We start from the raw sequence: 21437 nt of genomic DNA, 5'->3' as shown, positions 1-21437 counted from the left end.
AGAGATATTCCAATACATAAAGAAGGCGCTCAATTGAGCGCCTTCTTTATCTTAAGCAATACCTGTTTTGCTTGAAAAAACTTTACAGGCAATCAGCCATATCTATGAAAACCCATGTTCAAAATAAGATATATATATGATTTACCCCATGCATTTTGGTGAATGCTGATTTTGGCCTAGGGAAAGCATAAAAAAGCCGGTTAATCGTTATGATTACCGGCTTTAAATATTTATAAAAAAATTAAATTATAGATTAATCACACCTTTCAGCTGAGTAAAGAATTCATCTTTCTTACGGGAAGAGATAGGAATATTCTTCTGGTCGCTCATCACAACGGCAGTACCTAAACCTTTGATAATCTTAACAATATGGTGAATATTGATCAGGAAAGATTTGTGTACGCGATAGAACCCTTTATCTGAAAGCATTTCTTCGTATTCTTTCAATGACTTGCTGATCAGGTGGGAAACGTTATTGATGAGTTGGATTTTGGTATAGCTATCGAAGGCCTCGCAGTAGATGATATCTTTCAGGTCTATCACATTGTAACCATCATTTACCGGGATTACAATTTTGGAAAACGCATTGTCATTGTTTTTGACATAGTCTTTCAGGATAGAAGCCAGTTCATTGAGGCGGCCCTTTTTGCTCTTCTTAACTTTTTCCAGGGCATCTTCCACCTCACTGACCTTGATCGGTTTCAGGAGATAGTCCAGTGCGGCAAATTTAATGGCCTGCAAAGCATATTCCTGGAAGGCGGTGATAAAAATTACTTCGAAATTCAGGACAGGAAACATTTCCAATAGCTGGAAGCCGTTGTGCGGCGGCATTTCAATATCCAGGAACAGAACATCTATGGGGTTGTTCTTAATCATTTCTGCCGCGTCATGGATATTCTGCGCCTCTCCTACTACTGTAACATCTTTACAGTAGTTTTCAAGGATGTTGCGCAAAATATGAATGTTGCGGACTTCATCGTCGACAATGGCAGCTTTTATATTACTCATAACATCTTAACAATGGGAATCAGGATCTCAACTAAGGTACCTTCCTTATTGCCAAAACCTGATTTCAATTTATCAATAATTTCTAATTTACCATTATTTCCATTAAAGGACTTAATAATCTGCAAACGCTCTCTGATTACGCTGAGCGCGGTTGATTCATGTTTTACAAGTCTTGAACTCTTTAATGTATTGGACTTATCCCAGCCTATTCCATCATCGTCTACGGAGCAGTATAATAAATCCTGCACCATTTCAAGTCTTATTTCCAGGCATCCGCTGCTGTTTTTTGGTGCCAGCCCGTGTTTGATAGCATTTTCCACGATGGGTTGAATGATCATCGGCGGAATATAAATCGTATAGTCTTTCAGTTTATCCTCCATGATAAACCGATAGCTGAAAGAGTGTGCGAATCTGATTTTTTCCAGTTCAAGGTATCGGGTCAGAAAAGCGATTTCTTCTTCCAGTGAGATATAGGACTTTCTTGAATTATTCAACATCTGACGCATCAGCGTGGCAAAATCCGCCAGAAAATTAAGTGCCTGTTTTTCTTCTTTTTCAAGGATCAGGTGCTGTACAGAATTCAGCGAATTAAATATGAAATGCGGATTCATCTGGTTGGTGAGCGCCTTGGCTTCCAGTTCGGCAATTCTTCTGTTGTATTCCGTTTTACGTTTCTCTGCCTGCTTAATCCGCCGTACAATATAGCGCAAAATTATCAGTATTACCAGCAATCCTAATAATAAAAGTATTCCGCGTGCCCACCACTGCTGGTACCAGCGCGGCAGAATATTCACGTTGATGGTCAGTGGCTGCGACCAGTCGCTCTTATATTTTCTGGCCCTTACCATCAGCTTATACGTACCTGGCTGCAAATCAGGGAAAGGTATAATATTAGACATGGTGGTCACCCAGCCACTGCTGCTATCGGTGGTAAAATTGTACTGATATTCCACCAGGTCCGGCAAATCGAATACAATGGTCCCGAACTCGGCTTCAAAGGAGGCCTTGCGCTGGTAAAGGTGCACGAAATCCCTCCCTGGCAGGAAAGTACTGTCGCCATACCTGATATTACTGAGATAGATGACCGGCGGAACGGAATCTATCGGCAGATGATCGCCCTGGAAATAGCATAAACCGTTACTGGTAGCTATATACAGCATACCATCATCGGAATAGACGCCCCTGATATCATCAGAACTGAGCCCATCGTTGGAAGTGATATTCCTGACAATATGCTGTGTTTTGACGTCTATAACAGAAACACCCTTATTGGTAGCCACATAGAGGCTGCCTCTCCCGTCGTAGTAAAGCTGCTGGCAGATATCACTGGCCAGATCATTGGCGGTAGACAGGTGCTTCACCACCGAATCGTGGTGCATTACATAAATGCCCTGATCACTGGTACCTATCCAGAGGTAACCATCAATCCATTTCAGGTCTTTAATGCTTTGCTTCAGGTGGGTATTATTACCGGGCCTTACGAGCTGGCGGTTGTTATCGTCGCAATAGTATAAGCCGTTGTTGGTACCTACAAAATAGGTAGAATCATCGATACAGGCGATAGAGGTAACCAGCATATCGAGGTCGTTGATGCTGTAGTTATCCAGACAAATCACCTGGTTTTTGGCGGCTATACGAATTTTCCCTTTCGGCGATACGTCCACTTCTTTCAGCATCTTCACCTGTTTCAGCAAAGCGGGCTTCTGGGTGAGCGTATTAAACTTGAACAGGCCATTGTCTGTACCAATCAGCACTTCATTATCCCTGTAAGGGAGAATGGCCAGCAGACTATTTCGCCCGGTGGTGGTATCCAGCGTGAACTGACGGATACTCCCCTGTTCGTTCATGGTATTGAGAATACCCGCATTCTGCCCGATCAGCAGGAGATCATTTTTTTTGTCTTTGTAGATGCTGAAAATCGAGTGGGAATAGAGTCCGTTGGTATTATCCAGGTAAGAGAAGTAGAAATTTTTATACGGGATATAGTATACGCCGTCTCCGAAGGTGGTGATCCATATATTCCCATCCCTGTCTTTCAACAGCGAGGTGATATAGTGGTTTTGCAGCAGGCTGGTTACTTTTTTCTCTCCCTTGAAGAAATTTTTAAGGAGATATAAAGCCTTTTGTGTACCTACCCAGAGGTTATTACCATCCAGGCAGATGTTGGAAATATCTTCCCTGATACCCCATTCGGCACCGTTGAAAAAGCATACGGCTTCTTTGGTAGTGAAAGAATAGATCGTATTTTTTACGATTACCAGTGGATGGTTTCTGAGGAGTGACCTGAAGGCGGTATCATCCAGTGGTACAGTCGGAGCAGGTAAAATTCGCTGGTCTGTATTGGTATTGGGGTCCCTGATGGATTCCAGGTTAAAAGCCGTCTGCAGGGGTTTGAATATCGAATCATTGCGCAGCATGAAGTAGATATCACTTTGTGTAGCCCCGAGCTTATCGTAGATGATTTGTTTGCCGTTATATAATAAGATGCGGTTGTTGGTATTGAGGAACCACATATACCCTGCTTTGGTTCCTTCGAAGGCGTATTGAATATAATGACTTCTGGGATTGAAGGTCAGGGAGGTGTCGTTGTCTTCGTTGTGGATGACGGAATTGGCGTAGAAGGAAGGTTTGCCGTTGAGGGTAAAAAACCAGACTCTTCCTTTCGAGTCGGCTGCCAGCCGGACTACATCATTATCGGTGAGTCCGTCTTTTTTGGCGTAGTTGCGGAATCTTTTTCCGTCAAACTTGCTGACGCCGGTGGGTGTGGCGAACCAGATAAATCCGTCTTTATCCTGAACAGCCGCATAAACAGTGGCATTGGCCAGTCCGTCCTTAACGTTATAGTTTCTGATCATCAGCCCCTGGGAGCTGGCGGCAGTACTCACGCAAAAGAAGGCCAGCATCCAGAACGGTATGTAGCGGATAAAGGGCATCGGATAAATTTAGTGGTTTCTTTTGAATGCGGGGAAAGAAATTATAAATAATTGCAATGAATTACTGATTTACAGGATGACATTCCTATAAATCAGTAATTCATTATATATAATGATCTAGTAAGCTCTTGCGAAAAGCACTCTTTCTTTAGAAGGTTTTCCGGTAAGTACGCAAACGCCGTCTTCCTGCGGATTGTTCAGCGGGATACAGCGGATGGTAGCTTTGGTCAGCTCCTTGATTTTCTCTTCTGTTTCGGAGGTACCGTCCCAGTGAGCGGAGATGAAACCAGTTTTTTCGTCCAGGACTTTCTGGAATTCTTCGAAAGTATCTACGCGGGTGATATGTTCGTCGCGGAAAGCCTTTGCTTTATTGAAGAGGTTCTGCTGGATATCTTCCAGGAGCTGCTGCAGACGTTCAGCCAGGCCATCCAGTGGCATGCTTTCTTTGGTTTTCTCGTCGCGGCGGGCAACTTCAGCTACGCCATTTTCGATATCACGGGCGCCGATAGCTACGCGAACAGGCACACCTTTCATTTCGTATTCAGCAAATTTCCATCCAGGGCGCTGGTTATCGCTATCATCGTATTTAACGCTGATACCTAAACGTTTCAGTTCCGCGATCAGTGGATTTACTTTTGCGTCGATGGTTGCTTTCTGTTCTTCACCTTTAAAGATTGGAACGATCACCACCTGCAGCGGAGCGATTCTTGGTGGCAGTACCAGTCCCTGGTCGTCGCTGTGGGTCATGATCAGCCCACCGATGAGGCGGGTAGAAACGCCCCAGGAGGTAGCCCAAACATATTCCAGTTTATTTTCCTTATTGGAGAACTGTACGTCAAAAGCTTTGGCGAAGTTCTGACCCAGGAAGTGGGAAGTACCGGCCTGCAGTGCTTTACCGTCTTGCATGAGGGCTTCGATACAATAGGTATCGATGGCACCGGCGAAACGTTCGTTGGCGGTTTTCACACCACGGATAACCGGCATAGCCATGTATTGTTCTGCGAAGTCGCCGTAAACATTCAGCATCTGCGTAGTTTCAGCGATTGCTTCTTCAGCAGTAGCGTGTGCGGTATGACCTTCCTGCCAGAGGAACTCAGCAGTACGAAGGAAGAGGCGGGTACGCATTTCCCAGCGAACAACGTTTGCCCATTGGTTGATGAGCAGCGGGAGGTCTCGATAAGATTGTATCCAGTCTCTGTAAGTATTCCAGATAATAGTTTCAGACGTAGGGCGAACGATGAGTTCTTCTTCCAGTTTAGCGGTAGGATCTACAACAACGCCACCGCCGTTCGGATCGTTCATGAGGCGATGGTGAGTAACAACAGCACATTCTTTAGCGAAGCCATCCACGTGAGCTGCTTCTTTAGAGAGGAAGCTTTTGGGGATGAATAACGGGAAATAGGCGTTCTGGTGTCCGGTATCTTTAAATTTACGGTCCAGGATGTCGCGCATGGCTTCCCAGATTGCATAACCGTGTGGTTTGATAACCATGCAACCCTTTACGGCAGAGTAATCTGCCAGTCCACCTTTCTGCACCAGGTCAGTATACCATTTGGAATAATCCTGGGACCGGGCGGTGATCTCTTTACTCATAGAAAAATAATATAATTTATATATGCTTGTTGCTTAGCTAAAAGATTATTAATTTATCGAGCTATAAAAATTGTTTATATCAGGAAAAACAAATAATAAATTGGCTTAATTTTTGGATAATATTCAAAAAGAAAATGCTACAAACCTACGTGAAAATCATAAAGAGACAAATATTTGCACCAAAATAAAAGAGGGATGTCGGCAAATTGTAACTTTACGTCGATAAATTCCGTTAAAATAGAGTAGATTTACGTACAGATCACGCTTAAATTATATTTCAAATGAAGCCTATATCATATTCTATCATGCTGGCCGGAATCCTTGCCCTGGGGGCATGTTCCAGCGCCTATAAAACGGCGTCTACCCCGGATGATGTGTACTACTCACCGAGGCAGCGTCAGCAGACACAAGGCTACGCTACCAATAACCCATCCAATGGCAATACCCGCCAGGACGATAATACTTTTTCTGCTGTGCCTGCATCAGAAGACGACGGTGGTACCTATGTAACCTACAGTGACGAGCAGGGAGATTACGAACGCCGCCTGGACCGCTTCGGTGGTGGTGGCAGCAGTTACTCCGGTAATTACATGGACGGCTACAATGCCGGGTATGTTGCCGGCAGCAATATGAGCTACAGCATGTCTATGGGCTACGGATACGGTGGTTATGGCATGGGCTACGGCTATCCTTATTCCAGCTTCGGTTATGGCTATAGTCCATACTGGGGTTCCAGTTTAAGTCTGGGCTTCGGCTGGGGCATGGGTGGTTACTATAACCCATGGTACTATGGCGGTGGCTGGCCTTATTACTCCTACTACCCTTACTATGGCTACGGCTATGGTTATCCATATTATGGTCACGGTTATTATGGCGGCGGCGGTTACTATGGCCACGGTGCTTATTACAGCCGTTCCAACTATGTACCGGTAAACAGGGTGAATAACTTCAACCGTCCTGACGGTTCAGGTGGTGTACCTCGTCCATCCAGAGGTGGTTATCAGCCAGTATATTCCAATACAGGCAATGGTAGTGGTTATTCCCGCCCAAGCAGGGTTAACTATCAGCCATCCAATACCAGCAACGGTACCAGCAATGGCAGTTACACAGCACCATCCACCGACAGACCACGCAGGGTATTCCAGCAGTCTGGCAGTGAAAGACCTGTATACCAGAACAGCAACAGCAACAGCGGCAATAACAGCGGTTACAGCCGTCCTTCCAGAACAGAATACAGCAGACCACAAAGTCAGCCTTCCTATTCTCAGCCTAGCTACAGCGCACCTAGCGGCGGTGGCGGCGGCGGAAGAGTGAACAGCGGCGGCGGTGGCGGTGGTGGTTATTCCCGCCCTTCCAGAGGTGGTCGTTAATTATACTGAAATAAGCGTAGCCTGAAAAACTACGCTTATTTTTTATACCCACATTCGAAGAGAACTATAAGACACGTTTATAGCCAACAACTGATAGCAAAAGGTTAAGCAATCATTTATTCCTCAGCAAATCGCATTTATTTAAGATCTAGCATATGATTAAGAGTATCTATCCTCTTTTGGGAGGGTTGTTTTTATCTGTTTCCGCCATGGCACAGACTCCTTCCGGAGCCCTGCTGCTCTCCAATCTGGACCCGGTCGGAACAGCCAGGACACAGGCATTAGGAGGCGTTTCAATAGGTTTGGGTGGTGATTATTCCTCCGCATATTCAAATCCTGCAGGTATCGGCTTTTTTAAGACAGGAGAATTTCTGATCTCTGCCGGTGTAGGCATTACCGGCAATAAAACCAGCTATCTCCCCTATGCTGACCCACAGGATACCAAAGGCAGCAGAACAAATTTCCAGCTCCCTAATTTCGGGATTGTTTTCGCCAACAATAGGAACAACAGTAGGGATACCTGGAATAACTTCAGCTATGCAATAGGTATGAACCGCCTGGCAAACTTCAACAACCAGGTAAATATCGGTGGTGTAACCAGCACTACTTCCATCACGGAAAACTGGATCGATGATATGTGGGCCGCAGGTATGGACCCACAATATGCTTCTTCTATCGGGGCAGCCCTCGCATGGGACCAGAAACTGATCAGCCAGTTCACCAATTCAAAGGGCCAGACAGATCTGATTTCACAGGCATCACCTGCAAGGCAGATCCAGACGCCTAATCCACTAACCGCCATTTATCAGTACGCAAATATCAAAACCACCGGCGGTATTAACGACTATAACTTTGCCATGGGCGCCAATTACGGCGATCGCCTGTACATCGGGGGAAGTATTGATTTCCCTAGTGTAAATTATAAAGAAACCATGTCGGTATCTGAAATTGATAACGACCCTGCTGCCAAATCCAATAAATTCGGTTACCTGGATTACAACCAATATACCACCATGACAGGTGTGGGTATCAGCGGTAGCCTGGGTATCATTTATAAAGTAGCTGATCGTTTCCGTCTGGGAGGTTCTTTCCACCTGCCTACCTGGTATAATATGAACGTGAAACAGAGCGGCGACCTGACTACCAATACAGAAAACTGGAATGGTGTACAATCCGGCAGTGCAGCGGCCAGCGGCTATTTGAAAGATTTCAGCTACAGTGTAATGGCTCCTTTACGCGCAGGCGTTGGTGCATCCTACTTCTTCGGTAACCTGAAAGATCCGAAGAGCGTAACCGGTTTCCTGGCGGCAGACTACGAATATGTGAACCACAAGTCTTCTAAATACAATTACCCTGACTATAAAGATGCACAGGATGCTGCCAATGCAGGCATCAAACAGCTGTTTACCAGTGCATCCAACTTCAGAGTTGGTGGTGAACTTAAATTTCTGTCGCTTTATGCACTGAGATTAGGTTATGCAGAAACCGGCAGCCCATACTCCAGTGATTCCTACAATATGAATATCAAAGCCGGCCGCAAAACATACAGTGGCGGTTTAGGTGTACGTACCAAGGGTATTTATGTAGATGTCACCTACAGCTATACACAGGCGAAAGACTACTACCAACTGTATACTACTGAAATCGCTGACCTGTATCCTCCGGCTGCCTTGCTGGATTATACCAGAAGCAATATCATGGCTACTGTCGGCTTCAAATTCTAATCTAACTAATTAAAATAGCCGAAAGCGGAGGCAACCCTGGGTGGTTGTCTCCGCTTTTTTTATCTACCTAAAACCTTTAACAAAGCTGCTACAACAAAGTAATTTCCATAGCTGTTACAGTAGTAAGATTAACCTCCAAAAGATCAGCTAACGCGACAACAGCCCCTTGTACTTATTAGCATAGTTATATTTATCTCAAAATAAATCATCACTTATCTCACAGTACTACTTACCAGATTATTCATCAGAAAAATCAAAGCATTATGACAAAACAAATTTTTCTTGCTTTAGCTGGTATACTATTGATCCATACCGCTACTGCGCAGACTACAGTTACGCAGTCTAAGAAAGACATCAGGAAGGAAGAGAAGGCCTTAAAGAAAGAAGAGAAGCCGGAGAAAAAAGAACAGAAGAAAGAAATGAAGAAACTGGAAGGAACGGAAGTCAGTAAGGAAACGCAGGACCAGTTTTATGAAGACTTCGGCCAGGTGGCTGTCTCCAAATGGCAGCGTGACCCATACCTGGACCTGGTTTACTTTACCAAAGACAATGCGAACGCCATTGCCTATTATGATGCCGATCATAACCTTGTAGGTACCGTATACGACAAAACCTTCGCGGATCTGCCTGAAAAGGCACAGAAATATATTGATACAAAGATGACAGACTTCACTAAGGGGAAGGTCATTTATTATAAAGATAATGAGCTGAACGACACAGACATGATCCTTTACCGTACGCAGTTTGATGATGCAGATAACTACTTCATCGAAATGGAAAAAGGTGGTAAAACGAATGTTTATGAAGTGACACCTTTGGGAAACGTTACTTTCTTCAGTGTAATTGAATAAAAAAATATTGGGCTGAGCAGCTAACCTGTTTGTTGTTCAGCCCCTTTGTAAACCCGCTACTATGTTAGCTTTTAAACGAAAAAGAATGAAGTATGCAAGCAGTACAGCTGGCATAGTTGGCAATTTTTTAACAAAAATGCCGGAACAATACGGAAACAACAGCTGTTATACCTTCTGCAATATCATTAAATGAAAATCCAGATTAATCGAAAGATCTGTTGACCCGCAATTCTAAAGCGCCGATAGCCCCGATTTAAGACTTACAGACTCATCATCGCGATCTATTATGCATTATTTGTTAACCGTATTCACGAACAGTTTTAACTATCCGATTTTTTTAAACTATCCGAATTTCTAATTAACCGAAGTATCGAAAATCCGATTTATTATGAAAAAGCTATTTTTTCCTGTGATAGCAGGGGTGCTATTCGTGCACACTGCTGTTGCTCAAAGTAACACTGATCCAGCAAGTGTGGCATTTAATACTCCATCTGCCATCTCATCCGCTACCCCGGCCGCTCCTGCTGTTTCCTCAAAAGCCATGTCGCGTGCCGATAAAAAAGCAGAAAGAAAAGAATTGAGAAAGATAGTAAGTGCGCAAACGCAGAACCAGTTCTATTCTGATTTTGGAGACATCAACGTAGCTAAATGGGAGCGTATGCCTTACTTCGATAAGGTATTTTTCGAAAACGACAGCGTTAGTGCATGCGCCTTTTATGACACAGACTCAAAATTAGTAGGCGTAGTGTACAACAAAACCTTCAGTGATCTTCCACCAAAAGCACAGGATTATATTAATGACAAGATGGGCGAATACACTAAAGGAAAAGTCATCTATTACCACGATATGACCCGGTATAATAACAAGACGGTTCGTGATCGTAGTCAGTATGATGATATAGACAACTATTATATTGAAATGTCCAGGAATGGTAAATCTGCCATTTATGAGGTTACCCCTGTTGGAAGCGTGAGCTACTTTAATACATTATTGCATTAAATAGATTGATGGAATTGCGGCTCGATTAATCCCTAAAAGAGGGTGTTTCAAAAGTAATATCAATAATGCCTGGCATGTGATCTGACCAAGGTATATTTTACCCAAAGTTGGATTTGCAACCGATACCTCCGGTATCGGTTGGTCGGGTTCCGCGCTGCGCGCGGGGGGCTTTCGCCCGATATTTACTTTTGAGACATCCTCTTTATTTTGGAGGTAGTTTGTATAGTATATTGACGTAGATTACAGCTGGGTTTGGATCCATTTTTCCATTTCTTCTCCTTCTCTGGCATCGAACCATTGGTAATCCTTATCCTTCCGGAACCAGGTCAGCTGGCGTTTGGCGTATTGCCTTGTATGCACTTTAACATCCTCCAATGCCTGCTGGAGTGAGCAGTTGCCATTCAGGTAGCTGAAGATTTCGGTGTATCCTACGGTACGCAGTGCGTTATGGTTGCGGTAAGGCATTACAGACTTCACTTCTTCCTCCAGGCCGGCTTGTTCCATCAGGTCCACCCTTTTATTGATATTGGCGTGGAGCAGTTCTTTGGGCAGGGTGATGGCTGTTTTGATGATGCGGAAGTCGCGCTGTCTTTTAACAGCGGTACGGAATTCCGTAATGGATTTGCCGGTAGCTTCGAGTACTTCCAGTGCGCGCATGAGCCTTGCCGGGTTTTGTATTTCGGCGGTGGCATAGAATGCGGGATCTCTGTTGCTGAGTTCTTCCTGGAGCCATGGCAGGCCTTTTTCCGCGAACTGTTCCATGATGGACTGGCGGGTGGCCGGTGGTATTTCCGGCATATCGTCAATACCTTCCGCGAAGGCTTTGATATACAAACCGGTGCCGCCGCACATGATGGCTACGTCGTTGTGCCGGAAGATATCGCTGGTGTATTGCAGGGCCAGTTTTTCGTAGAGGCCTGCATTGACTTCTTCGCGGATGCTGTGGGAGTCAATAAAATAGTGAGGCACTGCTGCCAGCTCTTCAGGAGATGGCTTTGCAGTGCCTATGCTTATTTCTTTATAACATTGCCTGGAGTCCGCCGAGATAACGGAGGTATTAAACAGTTTTGCCATTCGTATAGCCATGGCCGTTTTTCCCGATGCAGTGGGTCCTGCAATTACGATAACAGTTTTTTGCATATTAGAACATCAGGTCATCCGCTTCGCCCATTTCCTCCGCCTGGTCGCCGGAATCTTCACCTTCGCTTTCTTCGCCTTCTTCACCAAAACCTTCCTCGTCCATGCCCTCTTTATTGAGGTCATATTTTTCTTCCATTTCGACGAGTTTGTCGCCAACGAGGCCTTTGGTACCATATTGACTAGGTGCCAGGCCTTCTTTGCGAACGCAGGCAGGGTAAGAAAGCTTAATATTTTCTTCCTTGGAAACACCGATCAGTTCCACGAGGAAAGTCCAGTTTTTAGCGAAATCGTATACGTAGATAAATTTCTGGTTAGGATCTTTCACGGCGGCGCCGATGGGAACTTCCGCCATTAGCAGTGGTTCAACTTTGCGTGGGGCATTATCCTTTTCGAGGATAATTTCTCTGCCACGTTGCCAGTTATCGTTGCTACGGAAGAATGTTGCTTTATGTTTGGTGTCAAATTCGAACGCTTGCAGGATTGCCTGGTGAAACTGCAGGAACATCTGATCAGGCTTAATAACTATATCTCTGTAAACGCTTTCGTCTTCTTCCCAGTAGACTCTGAATTTCAAAACCGGCATGACAAATTAGGTTATTAGTTAGTTAGATAAATATATAAAGATTTAACACTCGTTGCAGAGTATTGTTGTTAAGTTAATATCACTTCCTGAAACAACAGTGCCAATATTGTAAAAATACCAATTTTATTTTACAGGGGTCAGGTTGTATTCCTTTGCTTTTTCGAGCATGAAGTTATAGGCTGCATCGTAGGTATTTGGGATTACGCCGTCGAGAATAGCTTCTCTGATGGCCGTTTTCAGATCTCCTACCACGCGGCTTGGTGTCAGGTTGAATGTTTCCATAATCATTTCACCTGTTACCGGGGGCTGCCAGTTTCTGATACGGTCCGTTTCTTCCACTTCCTTCATTCTGGCCCGTACCAGTTCGAAATTCTCCAGGTAGCGCTTTACTTTCGCTTTGTTTTTGGAGGTGATATCGGCATCACAGAGGAGCATCAGGCCGTCGATATCTTCACCGGCATCGAATAACAATCTTCGGATAGCCGAGTCAGTTATATTTTCTTTGGTGAGGCTGATGGGTCTCAGATGCAGTTCTACCAGTTTTCTGACCTGTTTCATTTTATCTCCCAGGGGGAGTTTGAACCGGGTAAAGATGCGGGTTACCATTTTGCCACCAACGGCATCGTGGCCGTGGAACGTCCAGCCGTGGCCGGGTTCAAACTTTTTGGTGGCTGGTTTGCCGATATCATGCAGCAGTGCAGCCCAACGGAGCCAGAGGTCTTTGGTATGTTCTGCGATATTATCGACCACCTGTAATGTATGGTAGAAATTATCCTTATGTCCTTTTCCTTCATACATCTCTACGCCTACCAGGTCTATCATCTGCGGGAAAATAATTTTCAGCAGTCCTGATTTATACAGCAGGTCGAGGCCTATGGAAGGTTTTGGAGACAGGAGGATTTTATTGAATTCGTCCGTAATTCTTTCCTGGGAGATAATTTTTATCCGTTCTGCATTTTCCTGGATGGCAGTAAAAGCTTCCGGGACAATGGTAAATTGCAGCTGGGAGGCGAACCTTACGGCGCGCATCATCCGCAGCGGGTCGTCGCTGAAAGTCTGTGCAGGTTCCAGCGGGGTACGGATTATTTTGGCGTCGAGGTCTTCCAGGCCATTGAATGGGTCGAGCAGGGAGCCATAGTCTTCTTCCCGGAGACTGATAGCCAGTGCGTTGATGGTGAAATCGCGGCGGTTCTGATCATCCTGGAGGGTTCCTGCGGTTACTTCCGGATTTCGGGAGTCGCGGTGGTAGCTTTCTTTTCTGGCGCCGACCATTTCTATTTCGAAGTCGTGCCATTTAACCTGGGCGGTACCATAGGTTTTAAAGAAATTGACAGGGATATCGGGGCCAAGGTATTGGGCTACTTTGTGTGCTAGTGCGATACCATCGCCGACGCACACCACATCCATATCCTTCGTTCTTCTGTTCAGCAATTTATCGCGCACAAAGCCTCCAATCAGATAGGCCGGCACGCCTAAGTCCTTGGCTGCCAGTGCTATCTTTTCCAGTACTTTTCTTTCCTGCAGTGAGCAGGGAATATCCATCGGCTTGTTGCTTATCATATTAAAATTATCCAGTTAGGGTTGGTCCGTTCGCGAAAACCAGGGCGCAAATGTAAGAAATAAACGCCTTTAGTCGCGAATAATAGAGATAGAACCGTCTTTATGGATCTTAATTATCCTGGAAGCCCTGGCAGCGGCGGCCTCAGACTGCCGGTATTTCACGACATAGTCTACCCCGTTGACGATGGCCGGGTCTACCTCCTGAAAAGCGGCTGGTGATGGCTGTCCGCTGATATTGGCGGAGGTGGAGACCAGTGGTTTACGTAATCTTTTGATCAGGTGGCGGCAGAACGGATCTTTTACGATACGGATGGCGATACTGCCGTCGGTATTGATAACATTGGGGGCCAGGCCCAGGGCGCCTTCATAGATGACAGTAGTGGGGCGGTCGAAACCGGCGATCACGTCGGCGATGTCGGGGCGCGGGTTGGCAACAAAATGGAGCAAATCGCGGACATCTGCCAATAAAATTACCAGACTTTTGCTTTCTTCCCGTTGTTTCAGCTCATACACCTTTTTAACTGCCGTCTCATCGGTGGCATCGCAGCCGATGCCCCAGATGGTATCTGTAGGGTAAAGGATAAGTCCGCCTGTGCGTAATACCGGCAAGGCGGCGGTGATATCATCTTCAAAAATCTCCATCTTCACAAATTATTTTAACTGGTTATAGACATTCATCATTGCAGCAGCACATTTTTCCGGCGTAAAACGCTGTGCGTGGATAAACCCTTTATTGCGGAGGGTTTCCGCGAGTCCGGGTTTTTGCTGGATTTTCAGCATAGCATCTGCTATGGTAGCCGGTTTGAGCGGATCTATATAGATGGCGGCATCACCAGCGGTTTCGCCAAAGCAGGAGCCTTCGGAGGTAATCGCAGGCGTTCCGCTCCAGAGGGCTTCCAGGATGGGAATGCCGAAGCCTTCGAATAGCGAAGGGTATACAAGTGCCACGGCTCCCTGGTACAACAGGGGAAGCTCCTCATTGTCCAGGCGGGCTTTTTCGTTAAGAAAAATCACGTCATTGGACATTTTATTGGCTTCCAGCCAGGCTTTCACCTTTTTCTTATAGCTGCTGCCGCTTCCCAGCACTACCAGTGGCAGGCGTTCGGCCGCACTGAGTGTATGCATCGCCGTTACGATACCCAGCAGATTTTTGCGTTCTATTAAAGACCCTACATAGAGGAAGTATTTTTCCGGCAACTGGTACTTATGGCGGAAGGCCTCCACCACCGTTTTCGGGTGGATGGTGGCAAATGCCGGGTCACAGCTCTGGTAAACCACTTCTATTTTTTCTGCAGGCGTATTATAATAAGTAATGAGATCTTCTTTTGTCTGGATGCTGATGGCGACCACCTTATCCGCGTACTGACAGGCGTAGCGGGCTTTACGGCGGTAGGTCAGGACATCGATCGGATTATATTGCTGCGGGTAGCGTTCAAAGATCAGGTCGTGCATGGTCACCACTGATTTCACCCCGCTTTTATGGATACCGAAGGGTATTTCGTGGCTAAGGCCGTGGTATAGTGCGATATTCTTTTCCTGGAGGTCAGGGATCAGGTATTTCGTTCTCCAGGCAGATTTGAACCATTGGTGCCATTTTTTCTGAGGGGTAACCAGGTGCATATCAGGATGTTTTTTCCAGTTGTACATAGTGGTTTCCCTTGGTGCGAACAGATAGTAATCATTTTCGGGATAACCAGCGGCCAAAGCATCTATCAGGCTTCGGCTATAGTTTCCCAGACCGGTATTGTTTTGAAAGGCGCGTTTGGCGTCGAATCCGATTTTCATGGCTGCAAAATAGTGAATTCGATTAACTGTTCTGCCTATGGCAACAATTGCATGAAACAAAAAATCGCATTATGTTTGCAAAAAAATTAGAAGATGGATTTACAACAACAAATACTGGCTGCCTGGGCAGATCGTAGTCTGTTACAGGAAACAGTGTATTCAGATGCAGTCAAAACGGTTATAGAAGCGGTTGACAAGGGTCATCTGAGAGTTGCTGAGCCTACCGCTGACGGCTGGCAAGTGAATGAGTGGGTAAAGCAGGCCATCCTGATGTATTTCTCCATTCAGCCAATGGAAACGATGGAACTCGCTCCTTTTGAGTTTTATGACAAAATGAAATTGAAGACCAACTATAAGGACCTGGGCGTTCGCGTGGTACCTCATGCAGTGGCACGTTATGGTGCTTACATTGCAAAAGGTTGTATCCTGATGCCTTCATACGTAAACATTGGTGCTTACGTAGACGAGGGAACTATGGTTGACACCTGGGCCACCGTAGGTTCCTGCGCGCAGATCGGCAAGCACGTTCACCTGAGCGGCGGTGTTGGTATCGGCGGCGTACTGGAGCCACTGCAGGCTAGTCCGGTAGTCATCGAAGACGGTGTTTTCGTTGGTAGCCGTTGCATCGTAGTAGAAGGTGTAAGAGTAGAGAAAGAAGCAGTACTGGGTGCAAACGTAGTATTGACCCAATCTACCAAAATCATTGATGTTAGTGGTCCTGAGCCTATCGAATACAAAGGCCGTGTACCAGCCCGCAGCGTGGTAATTCCAGGTACTTATACCAAGAAATTCCCTGCAGGTGAATACCAGGTTTCCTGCGCACTGATCATTGGTCAGCGTAAAGCATCTACCGACCTGAAAACTTCTCTGAATGATACCCTGCGCGAATTTAACGTAGCGGTGTAATCTTTCAGATCATCTTACTTTATAACTAAAAAAGCCATCTTTCGATGGCTTTTTTAGTTTACTGATATTTTTGCAACCGACACCTTCGGTATCGGTTGGGGGGGTCCGCGCTGCGCGCGGGGGCTTTCAGCCGATAATTAGCATTAAGACATTCTCTGTTTTGTTCCGTCTCTACCAGGTAGAGAGCGGGGGCACTTCGCTTAACATAAATTTCATTACTCTGCTTTTAAGCTTTTTGCAGGATTAATTAAAGCAGCGCGTACCGATTGTGTACTTACTGTTGCCAGCGCAATGAACATGGCTACCAGCGCGGTTGCCAGGAATACCCAGGCATTGATGGTGATACGGTAGTCGTAATGTTGCAGCCAGTTTTTCATCAGGTACCAGGCAAACGGACTGGCGATGATGCAAGCCAGGAGTACCAGCCAGATAAACTCTTTCGACATAAGTATCCAGAGCTGCGTGGTGGTGGCGCCCAATACTTTCCGTATGCCGATCTCCCTGGTTCTTCTTTCTGCCATAAACATAGCCAGGCCAAATAAGCCAAGGCAGGAGATCAGGATAGCCAGCGCAGCAAACAGGGACGCAATTTTCGCAACCTGTTGTTCCATTTCAAATTTCTTTGCAAATTCAGTGCTGGTAAAGGAATAGGAAAAAGGTACGGTAGGATTATATTTTTCAAAAATCGGTGTAGCTGCTGCCAGCACAGCTTTCATGTCCGCATTAGCTTTGGGGCGCAGGAATACGGAGTTATAGGCATCCTTTGTATACAGGACTATCAGCGGTTCCACCTGGCTGAACGGATCTGTCAGCAGCACATTATCCACCACCCCTATCACATGTAATTCTTTACCATTCCATCTTACAATTTTGTCCAGGGGATCTTTAAAACCCATTACTTTCCTGGCGGCCTCGTTGATAATAATACTGTTGGAGTCGGTCGCAAACTGAGCAGAGAACCCGCGTCCCTGTCTGAACTTCAGTCCTACGGTTTTATCAAAGTCGAAGTCGGACATAATAGCACCGATGGCGATATCCACATTCGGGTCTTTGCCAGCCCAGTCAAAGTCGCTCCAGATATTGTAAATGGCCGTCATGGGCTGTGAGGCATGCGCCACCGCTTCAAATTTGCCAGTATTCATTAAATCCTGGCGCAGGGCCGTATAGTTCTTATTCAGCTCTTCGGTGGCCGTTACATTGATCAGGTTATTGGGGTCATAGCCTACTTCTCTGGTCTGCCCGTGTTTTATTTGCTGATAAACAATTACCGTGCAGATGATCAGTGCAGCAGAGATGGCGAACTGTGAAATTACCAGCGTGCGGCGGAACCAGCCGGAGGCCGCCGTCAGCTTCATGGTGCCTTTGAGTACATCCAGTGGTTTGAAGGAAGACAGGTAGACCGCAGGATAGATGCCTGCGATAAAACCTGTGCCCAGACAAACTCCCAGCATGATCAGTATCAGTTTGATATTGACACTGTTCATATGAATGTGGTCAAAGCCAACATTGGAGAGTAGCGGGAAGAGTAATACCATGAGTATCAGCGCGAAGAAAAATGCGATCACTGCCGTCAGCATTGATTCAGACAGGAATTGCACCATCAGCTGGCGGCGGGAGGAGCCGGCGGCTTTACGCACCCCTACTTCCCTGGCTCTTTTCGCCGACCTGGCAGTGGTGAGGTTCATGAAATTCATGCAAGCCACCAGCAGAACGAACAGTCCTATGATGGTAAATAATCTTACGTAGGAGATTCTTCCGCCTTCCAGCTGCCAGTTTTTGTAATTATCGTATAGGTGTAGTGTTGGCAGTGATTGTATGGTCAGGAGGCGGTTTTTAATAGTAGCATCTCGCTGAGAAGGCAGGTAGGCGATCTTTTTTGCGAGCGCATCCAGGGAAGAATTATCTTTTACCTGGACAACATTCATAAGAAAGTTGTTACCCCAGTTACTTCTGTTTCTTGCTTTGAACGGATCTATCTGTATCTGGAATTCGTATGCGCCCAGGAAGTCAAAGTTATAGGTAGAATTTTCAGGAATATCTTTCAGGATGCCAGCAATCAGCATATCGTATTTACCGTTCAGCTTCACTGTTTTACCGATGGGATCTTCGTTGCCGAAGAGCGCTTTAGCCATGGATGCTGTTACCAGGATGCTGTTGGGGTCCTGGAGGGCGGTCCGGGTATCTCCTTTTTCCAGGGGGAAGGAAAACATCTTCAGAAAATCCGGATCAGCATACATACCGTTTTTGATAATTTTCTTATCGCCGGCCATGATGCTTTCCGGATAAGACCAGGATACGCGGGAGTTATAGGCGACTTCGGGGTAGTTGGATTTCAGTTCATAGTAGAGTGCCAGTTGCGTAACCGGCTGGGAGTTGCGTTCGTGGTTGAACTCCGTATGCTGCATTACCAGGCCGATTTTATCTTTATTAACGTGAAAGTTATCAAAGCTTTTTTCGTGAAGTACCCACATGTAGATGAGCAGGGCGAATGCCATGCCCGTTGCCAATCCGAAAATATTTATGAACGACAGCATTTTATTCTGCCGGATATGACGCCATGCTACTTTCAGGTAGTTGGTAAGCATAAGAAAGAATTGTTTAGGGTAATTATGATATACCCTGTGGGATTCAACAAGAATACCAGAAAGCTAAAATATTGAATATCAATAAATTACAACAATCTGTTGTATTGATAGTTGTCCGCTATCAATACAACAGCTGTTCAGAAATGGACAGGTATTATATCTGTCTGAAGATAACGATTCCGTTATGTCCACCAAAACCGAAAGTATTGCTCATAGCTACGTTGACGGTTTTTTCCAGGGCATTTCCTGTAACGATCTGAATACCATTCGGGATGGCGGGATCGAGGTGTGTGGTATTGATGGTAGGCGGAATGATATTGTTGTTTATACTGAGAATAGAAGCGATGGCCTCTATGGCACCTGCGGCACCCAGGAGGTGGCCTGTCATCGATTTTGTAGCACTTATATGCAAATGCTCGGGATCCTCTCCAAAAAGGCGGGAAATGGCCTTTATTTCACTAAGGTCACCTACCGGTGTGGAAGTGGCGTGCGCATTGAGGTAATCGACCTGATGCGCGTTCAGGTTAGCATCCTCGAGCGCGAACTGCATGGCTTTGAAAGCACCGAGACCTTCCGGGTGGGTAGCAGTCATATGGTAGGCATCCGCTGTCATGGCGGCGCCGGCTACTTCTGCGTATATTTTGGCGCCTCTGGCTTTGGCATGTTCATATTCTTCCAGGATGAGGGCAGCAGCGCCCTCTCCCATCACGAAGCCGTCGCGGTCGACATCAAACGGGCGTGAAGCCGCCTTTGGATCATCGTTACGGGTGGACATGGCCTTCATGGCGGAGAATCCGCCTACGGAGGCTGGCGTGATGGGTGCTTCAGAGCCGCCGGTGATCATCACTTTGGCTTTGCCCAGGCGGATATAGTTCAGCGCATCCATGATGGCCGTGTTGGAAGTAGCGCAGGCAGATACCGTTGTATAATTGATACCCATGACCTTGTAGCGCATGGAGATCATGCCGGAGGCCATATTGGCGATGAGTCGCGGTACGAAGTAAGGAGAAAAGCGGGGATTGAAGTCGCCCTCCACGTATTCCGTCACTTGTTCCTCGAAGGTTTGCATACCACCTTGTCCGCTTCCCCAGATAACACCAGTATCGAAGGGATCCATGGCGGAGAAGTCGATGCCGGCATCCGTCACAGCTTCGGCGGCAGCGGAGAGGGCATATTGCGTAAAGGGATCGGTTTTACGGATTTCTGCTTTATCCAGTGCCTGGGTAGAATCATAGTTTTTTAATTCGCAGGCGATTTTTGTTCTGAATCGGGAGGCGTCGAAATGGGTAATGGTAGCGGCGCTGCTGGTTCCGGCGATGAGGTTGTCCCAAAAGGATTTAACCTCATTACCCAGCGGTGTGATAGCACCAATACCGGTAACTACAACTCTTTTCATATGATTAGATTTAAGGCAGGATGTCGTCCAATAGCTGGCGGGTGATCCTGGTAAATTTATCGGGGCCCAGTACTCTGGAGAGCAGGAGGCCAGACTGAAGATTAGTGATAATCAGCAGGGCGCGGTTTTCGGCACTGCCGTTGAAGCTGAAGTATTTTTTCTTTCTGCCGTTTTCGAGGCAATTCGTGAGCCATTCGAGAATATCCTTTGCCATTTGTTCCACTTTTCGCTGCAGGGGTTCTTCGAAGGTGAAGAAGTCTGGTGCGAGAGAACCCATTAGGCAAACATTGCCGGCGCGACAATGTTTGTTAAAGACCTCACAAAGATTTTTGAGTTGCTGGTCTTCGGGGAGCTTTGCCCATTTTTCCGCGTTATGGTGGAAGCTGTTTGTTTCTGCATCTACTACGGTAACGCCGAGGTCTGTTTTGGAGGGAAAATGGTAGTGAACGGCAGCGTTTTTAATATCCAGTGGCACGGCAATATCCTTGTAGCTAAAGTCATTAAAACCTTTAGTACGAACGAGCTTGTCTGCCAGCGCTACTATTTTATCTTTTGTTTCCGACATGGTATTCTCAGTTATCCGCTGCAAAAATACTTACTTACCAGTAAGTAAGCAAATATATTATTCGTATAGTCTATGTCGTTAGTCTTCAAGCATTTTTTAAAAATATATTTGGCAGAATGAAATCAATCCTTATCTTTGCAGCCCTGAAACACAAAATCAGTTGCCCAGATGGCGAAATTGGTAGACGCACTGTGTTCAGGTCGCAGCGCCTGCAAGGGTGTGCTGGTTCGAATCCAGTTCTGGGCACTAGAAAAGGTTGTAAGTATTTGACTTACAACCTTTTTTGTTTGTGTCAATGTCGTTTTTGTCCGGTTTTTTCCGCTTTTATTCACCAATCACGACACAAATTTGACACACGACATGACACACGCCCTTTCTCTCCAAAGCTACTGTCTGCCGGCATTTTGACAGTATGTCAACACGGCATCTGTGTTGCTA

The 21437-nt window shown here is 46.0% G+C and carries 16 protein-coding genes and 1 tRNA gene; 6 read left to right on the top strand and 11 right to left on the bottom strand.

What is annotated here, in order from left to right:
- Window positions 1–246 precede the first annotated feature (246 nt).
- The 3 genes from F3J22_RS10700 to proS form a co-directional block, all read right to left on the bottom strand.
- Window positions 247–1008 carry a LytTR family DNA-binding domain-containing protein gene (locus F3J22_RS10700; RefSeq protein WP_167016931.1) on the bottom strand — a complete coding sequence of 254 codons (762 nt, stop codon included), beginning with the start codon at window positions 1006–1008 and terminating at the stop codon, window positions 247–249.
- Window positions 1005–3941 (bottom strand): two-component regulator propeller domain-containing protein, encoded by a 2937-nt coding sequence (locus F3J22_RS10695; RefSeq protein WP_167016929.1) that lies wholly within the window; start codon window positions 3939–3941, stop codon window positions 1005–1007. The genes F3J22_RS10700 and F3J22_RS10695 overlap by 4 nt, the downstream gene beginning before the upstream one ends.
- Before the next feature lie 117 nt (window positions 3942–4058).
- Window positions 4059–5534: a proline--tRNA ligase gene (gene proS, locus F3J22_RS10690; protein WP_167016926.1), complete on the bottom strand. Its 1476-nt coding sequence runs from the start codon at window positions 5532–5534 to the stop codon at window positions 4059–4061.
- A gap of 281 nt (window positions 5535–5815) precedes the next feature.
- On the opposite strand from proS, the gene F3J22_RS10685 reads away from it, so the two are divergent.
- The 4 genes from F3J22_RS10685 to F3J22_RS10670 all read left to right on the top strand — a co-directional run bounded on the left by F3J22_RS10685 (window position 5816) and on the right by F3J22_RS10670 (window position 10479).
- Complete coding sequence (locus tag F3J22_RS10685) at window positions 5816–6904, top strand: hypothetical protein (RefSeq protein ID WP_167016924.1); 1089 nt, start codon at window positions 5816–5818, stop codon at window positions 6902–6904.
- A gap of 155 nt (window positions 6905–7059) precedes the next feature.
- On the top strand, window positions 7060–8628 hold the full coding sequence (locus tag F3J22_RS10680; RefSeq protein ID WP_167016922.1) for an OmpP1/FadL family transporter: 1569 nt from the start codon (window positions 7060–7062) through the stop codon (window positions 8626–8628).
- Between the two features lie 263 nt (window positions 8629–8891).
- Window positions 8892–9479, top strand: coding sequence for a hypothetical protein (locus F3J22_RS10675; protein ID WP_167016920.1), 588 nt, complete (start codon window positions 8892–8894; stop codon window positions 9477–9479).
- A gap of 388 nt (window positions 9480–9867) precedes the next feature.
- Window positions 9868–10479, top strand: a complete 612-nt coding sequence (locus F3J22_RS10670; protein ID WP_167016918.1) for a hypothetical protein — start codon at window positions 9868–9870, stop codon at window positions 10477–10479.
- 240 nt (window positions 10480–10719) lie between these two features.
- Here the strand turns inward: F3J22_RS10670 and miaA are convergent, their stop codons facing one another.
- The 5 genes from miaA to F3J22_RS10645 all read right to left on the bottom strand — a co-directional run bounded on the left by miaA (window position 10720) and on the right by F3J22_RS10645 (window position 15547).
- Window positions 10720–11619, bottom strand: a complete 900-nt coding sequence (miaA, locus tag F3J22_RS10665) for a tRNA (adenosine(37)-N6)-dimethylallyltransferase MiaA (RefSeq protein ID WP_167016916.1) — start codon at window positions 11617–11619, stop codon at window positions 10720–10722.
- A gap of 1 nt (window position 11620) precedes the next feature.
- On the bottom strand, window positions 11621–12202 hold the full coding sequence (locus F3J22_RS10660) for a plasmid pRiA4b ORF-3 family protein (protein WP_167016914.1): 582 nt from the start codon (window positions 12200–12202) through the stop codon (window positions 11621–11623).
- A 123-nt stretch (window positions 12203–12325) separates the two neighbouring features.
- Window positions 12326–13762 (bottom strand): CCA tRNA nucleotidyltransferase, encoded by a 1437-nt coding sequence (locus F3J22_RS10655; RefSeq protein ID WP_240155035.1) that lies wholly within the window; start codon window positions 13760–13762, stop codon window positions 12326–12328.
- A gap of 69 nt (window positions 13763–13831) precedes the next feature.
- Window positions 13832–14404 carry an L-threonylcarbamoyladenylate synthase gene (locus F3J22_RS10650; RefSeq protein WP_167016912.1) on the bottom strand — a complete coding sequence of 191 codons (573 nt, stop codon included), beginning with the start codon at window positions 14402–14404 and terminating at the stop codon, window positions 13832–13834.
- Between the two features lie 9 nt (window positions 14405–14413).
- Window positions 14414–15547, bottom strand: a complete 1134-nt coding sequence (locus tag F3J22_RS10645) for a glycosyltransferase family 1 protein (RefSeq protein ID WP_167016910.1) — start codon at window positions 15545–15547, stop codon at window positions 14414–14416.
- 93 nt (window positions 15548–15640) lie between these two features.
- On the opposite strand from F3J22_RS10645, the gene F3J22_RS10640 reads away from it, so the two are divergent.
- Window positions 15641–16453, top strand: a complete 813-nt coding sequence (locus F3J22_RS10640; RefSeq protein WP_167016908.1) for a 2,3,4,5-tetrahydropyridine-2,6-dicarboxylate N-succinyltransferase — start codon at window positions 15641–15643, stop codon at window positions 16451–16453.
- A gap of 215 nt (window positions 16454–16668) precedes the next feature.
- On the opposite strand, the gene F3J22_RS10635 is transcribed toward F3J22_RS10640, so the two are convergent.
- The 3 genes from F3J22_RS10635 to F3J22_RS10625 all read right to left on the bottom strand — a co-directional run bounded on the left by F3J22_RS10635 (window position 16669) and on the right by F3J22_RS10625 (window position 20999).
- Complete coding sequence (locus F3J22_RS10635; protein WP_167016906.1) at window positions 16669–19038, bottom strand: ABC transporter permease; 2370 nt, start codon at window positions 19036–19038, stop codon at window positions 16669–16671.
- Between the two features lie 154 nt (window positions 19039–19192).
- Window positions 19193–20434 carry a beta-ketoacyl-ACP synthase II gene (gene fabF, locus F3J22_RS10630; protein ID WP_167016889.1) on the bottom strand — a complete coding sequence of 414 codons (1242 nt, stop codon included), beginning with the start codon at window positions 20432–20434 and terminating at the stop codon, window positions 19193–19195.
- 10 nt (window positions 20435–20444) lie between these two features.
- Window positions 20445–20999: a TetR/AcrR family transcriptional regulator gene (locus tag F3J22_RS10625; RefSeq protein WP_167016887.1), complete on the bottom strand. Its 555-nt coding sequence runs from the start codon at window positions 20997–20999 to the stop codon at window positions 20445–20447.
- A 162-nt stretch (window positions 21000–21161) separates the two neighbouring features.
- On the opposite strand from F3J22_RS10625, the gene F3J22_RS10620 reads away from it, so the two are divergent.
- Window positions 21162–21245, top strand: a tRNA-Leu gene (locus tag F3J22_RS10620).
- Window positions 21246–21437: the final 192 nt, after the last annotated feature.

Source organism: Chitinophaga sp. Cy-1792 (genome assembly GCF_011752935.1).
In the GTDB taxonomy this organism is placed as follows: domain Bacteria; phylum Bacteroidota; class Bacteroidia; order Chitinophagales; family Chitinophagaceae; genus Chitinophaga.
The sequence above is the reverse complement of the archived record's forward strand: the minus strand, read 5'-3'. Positions and strand labels throughout refer to the sequence as shown.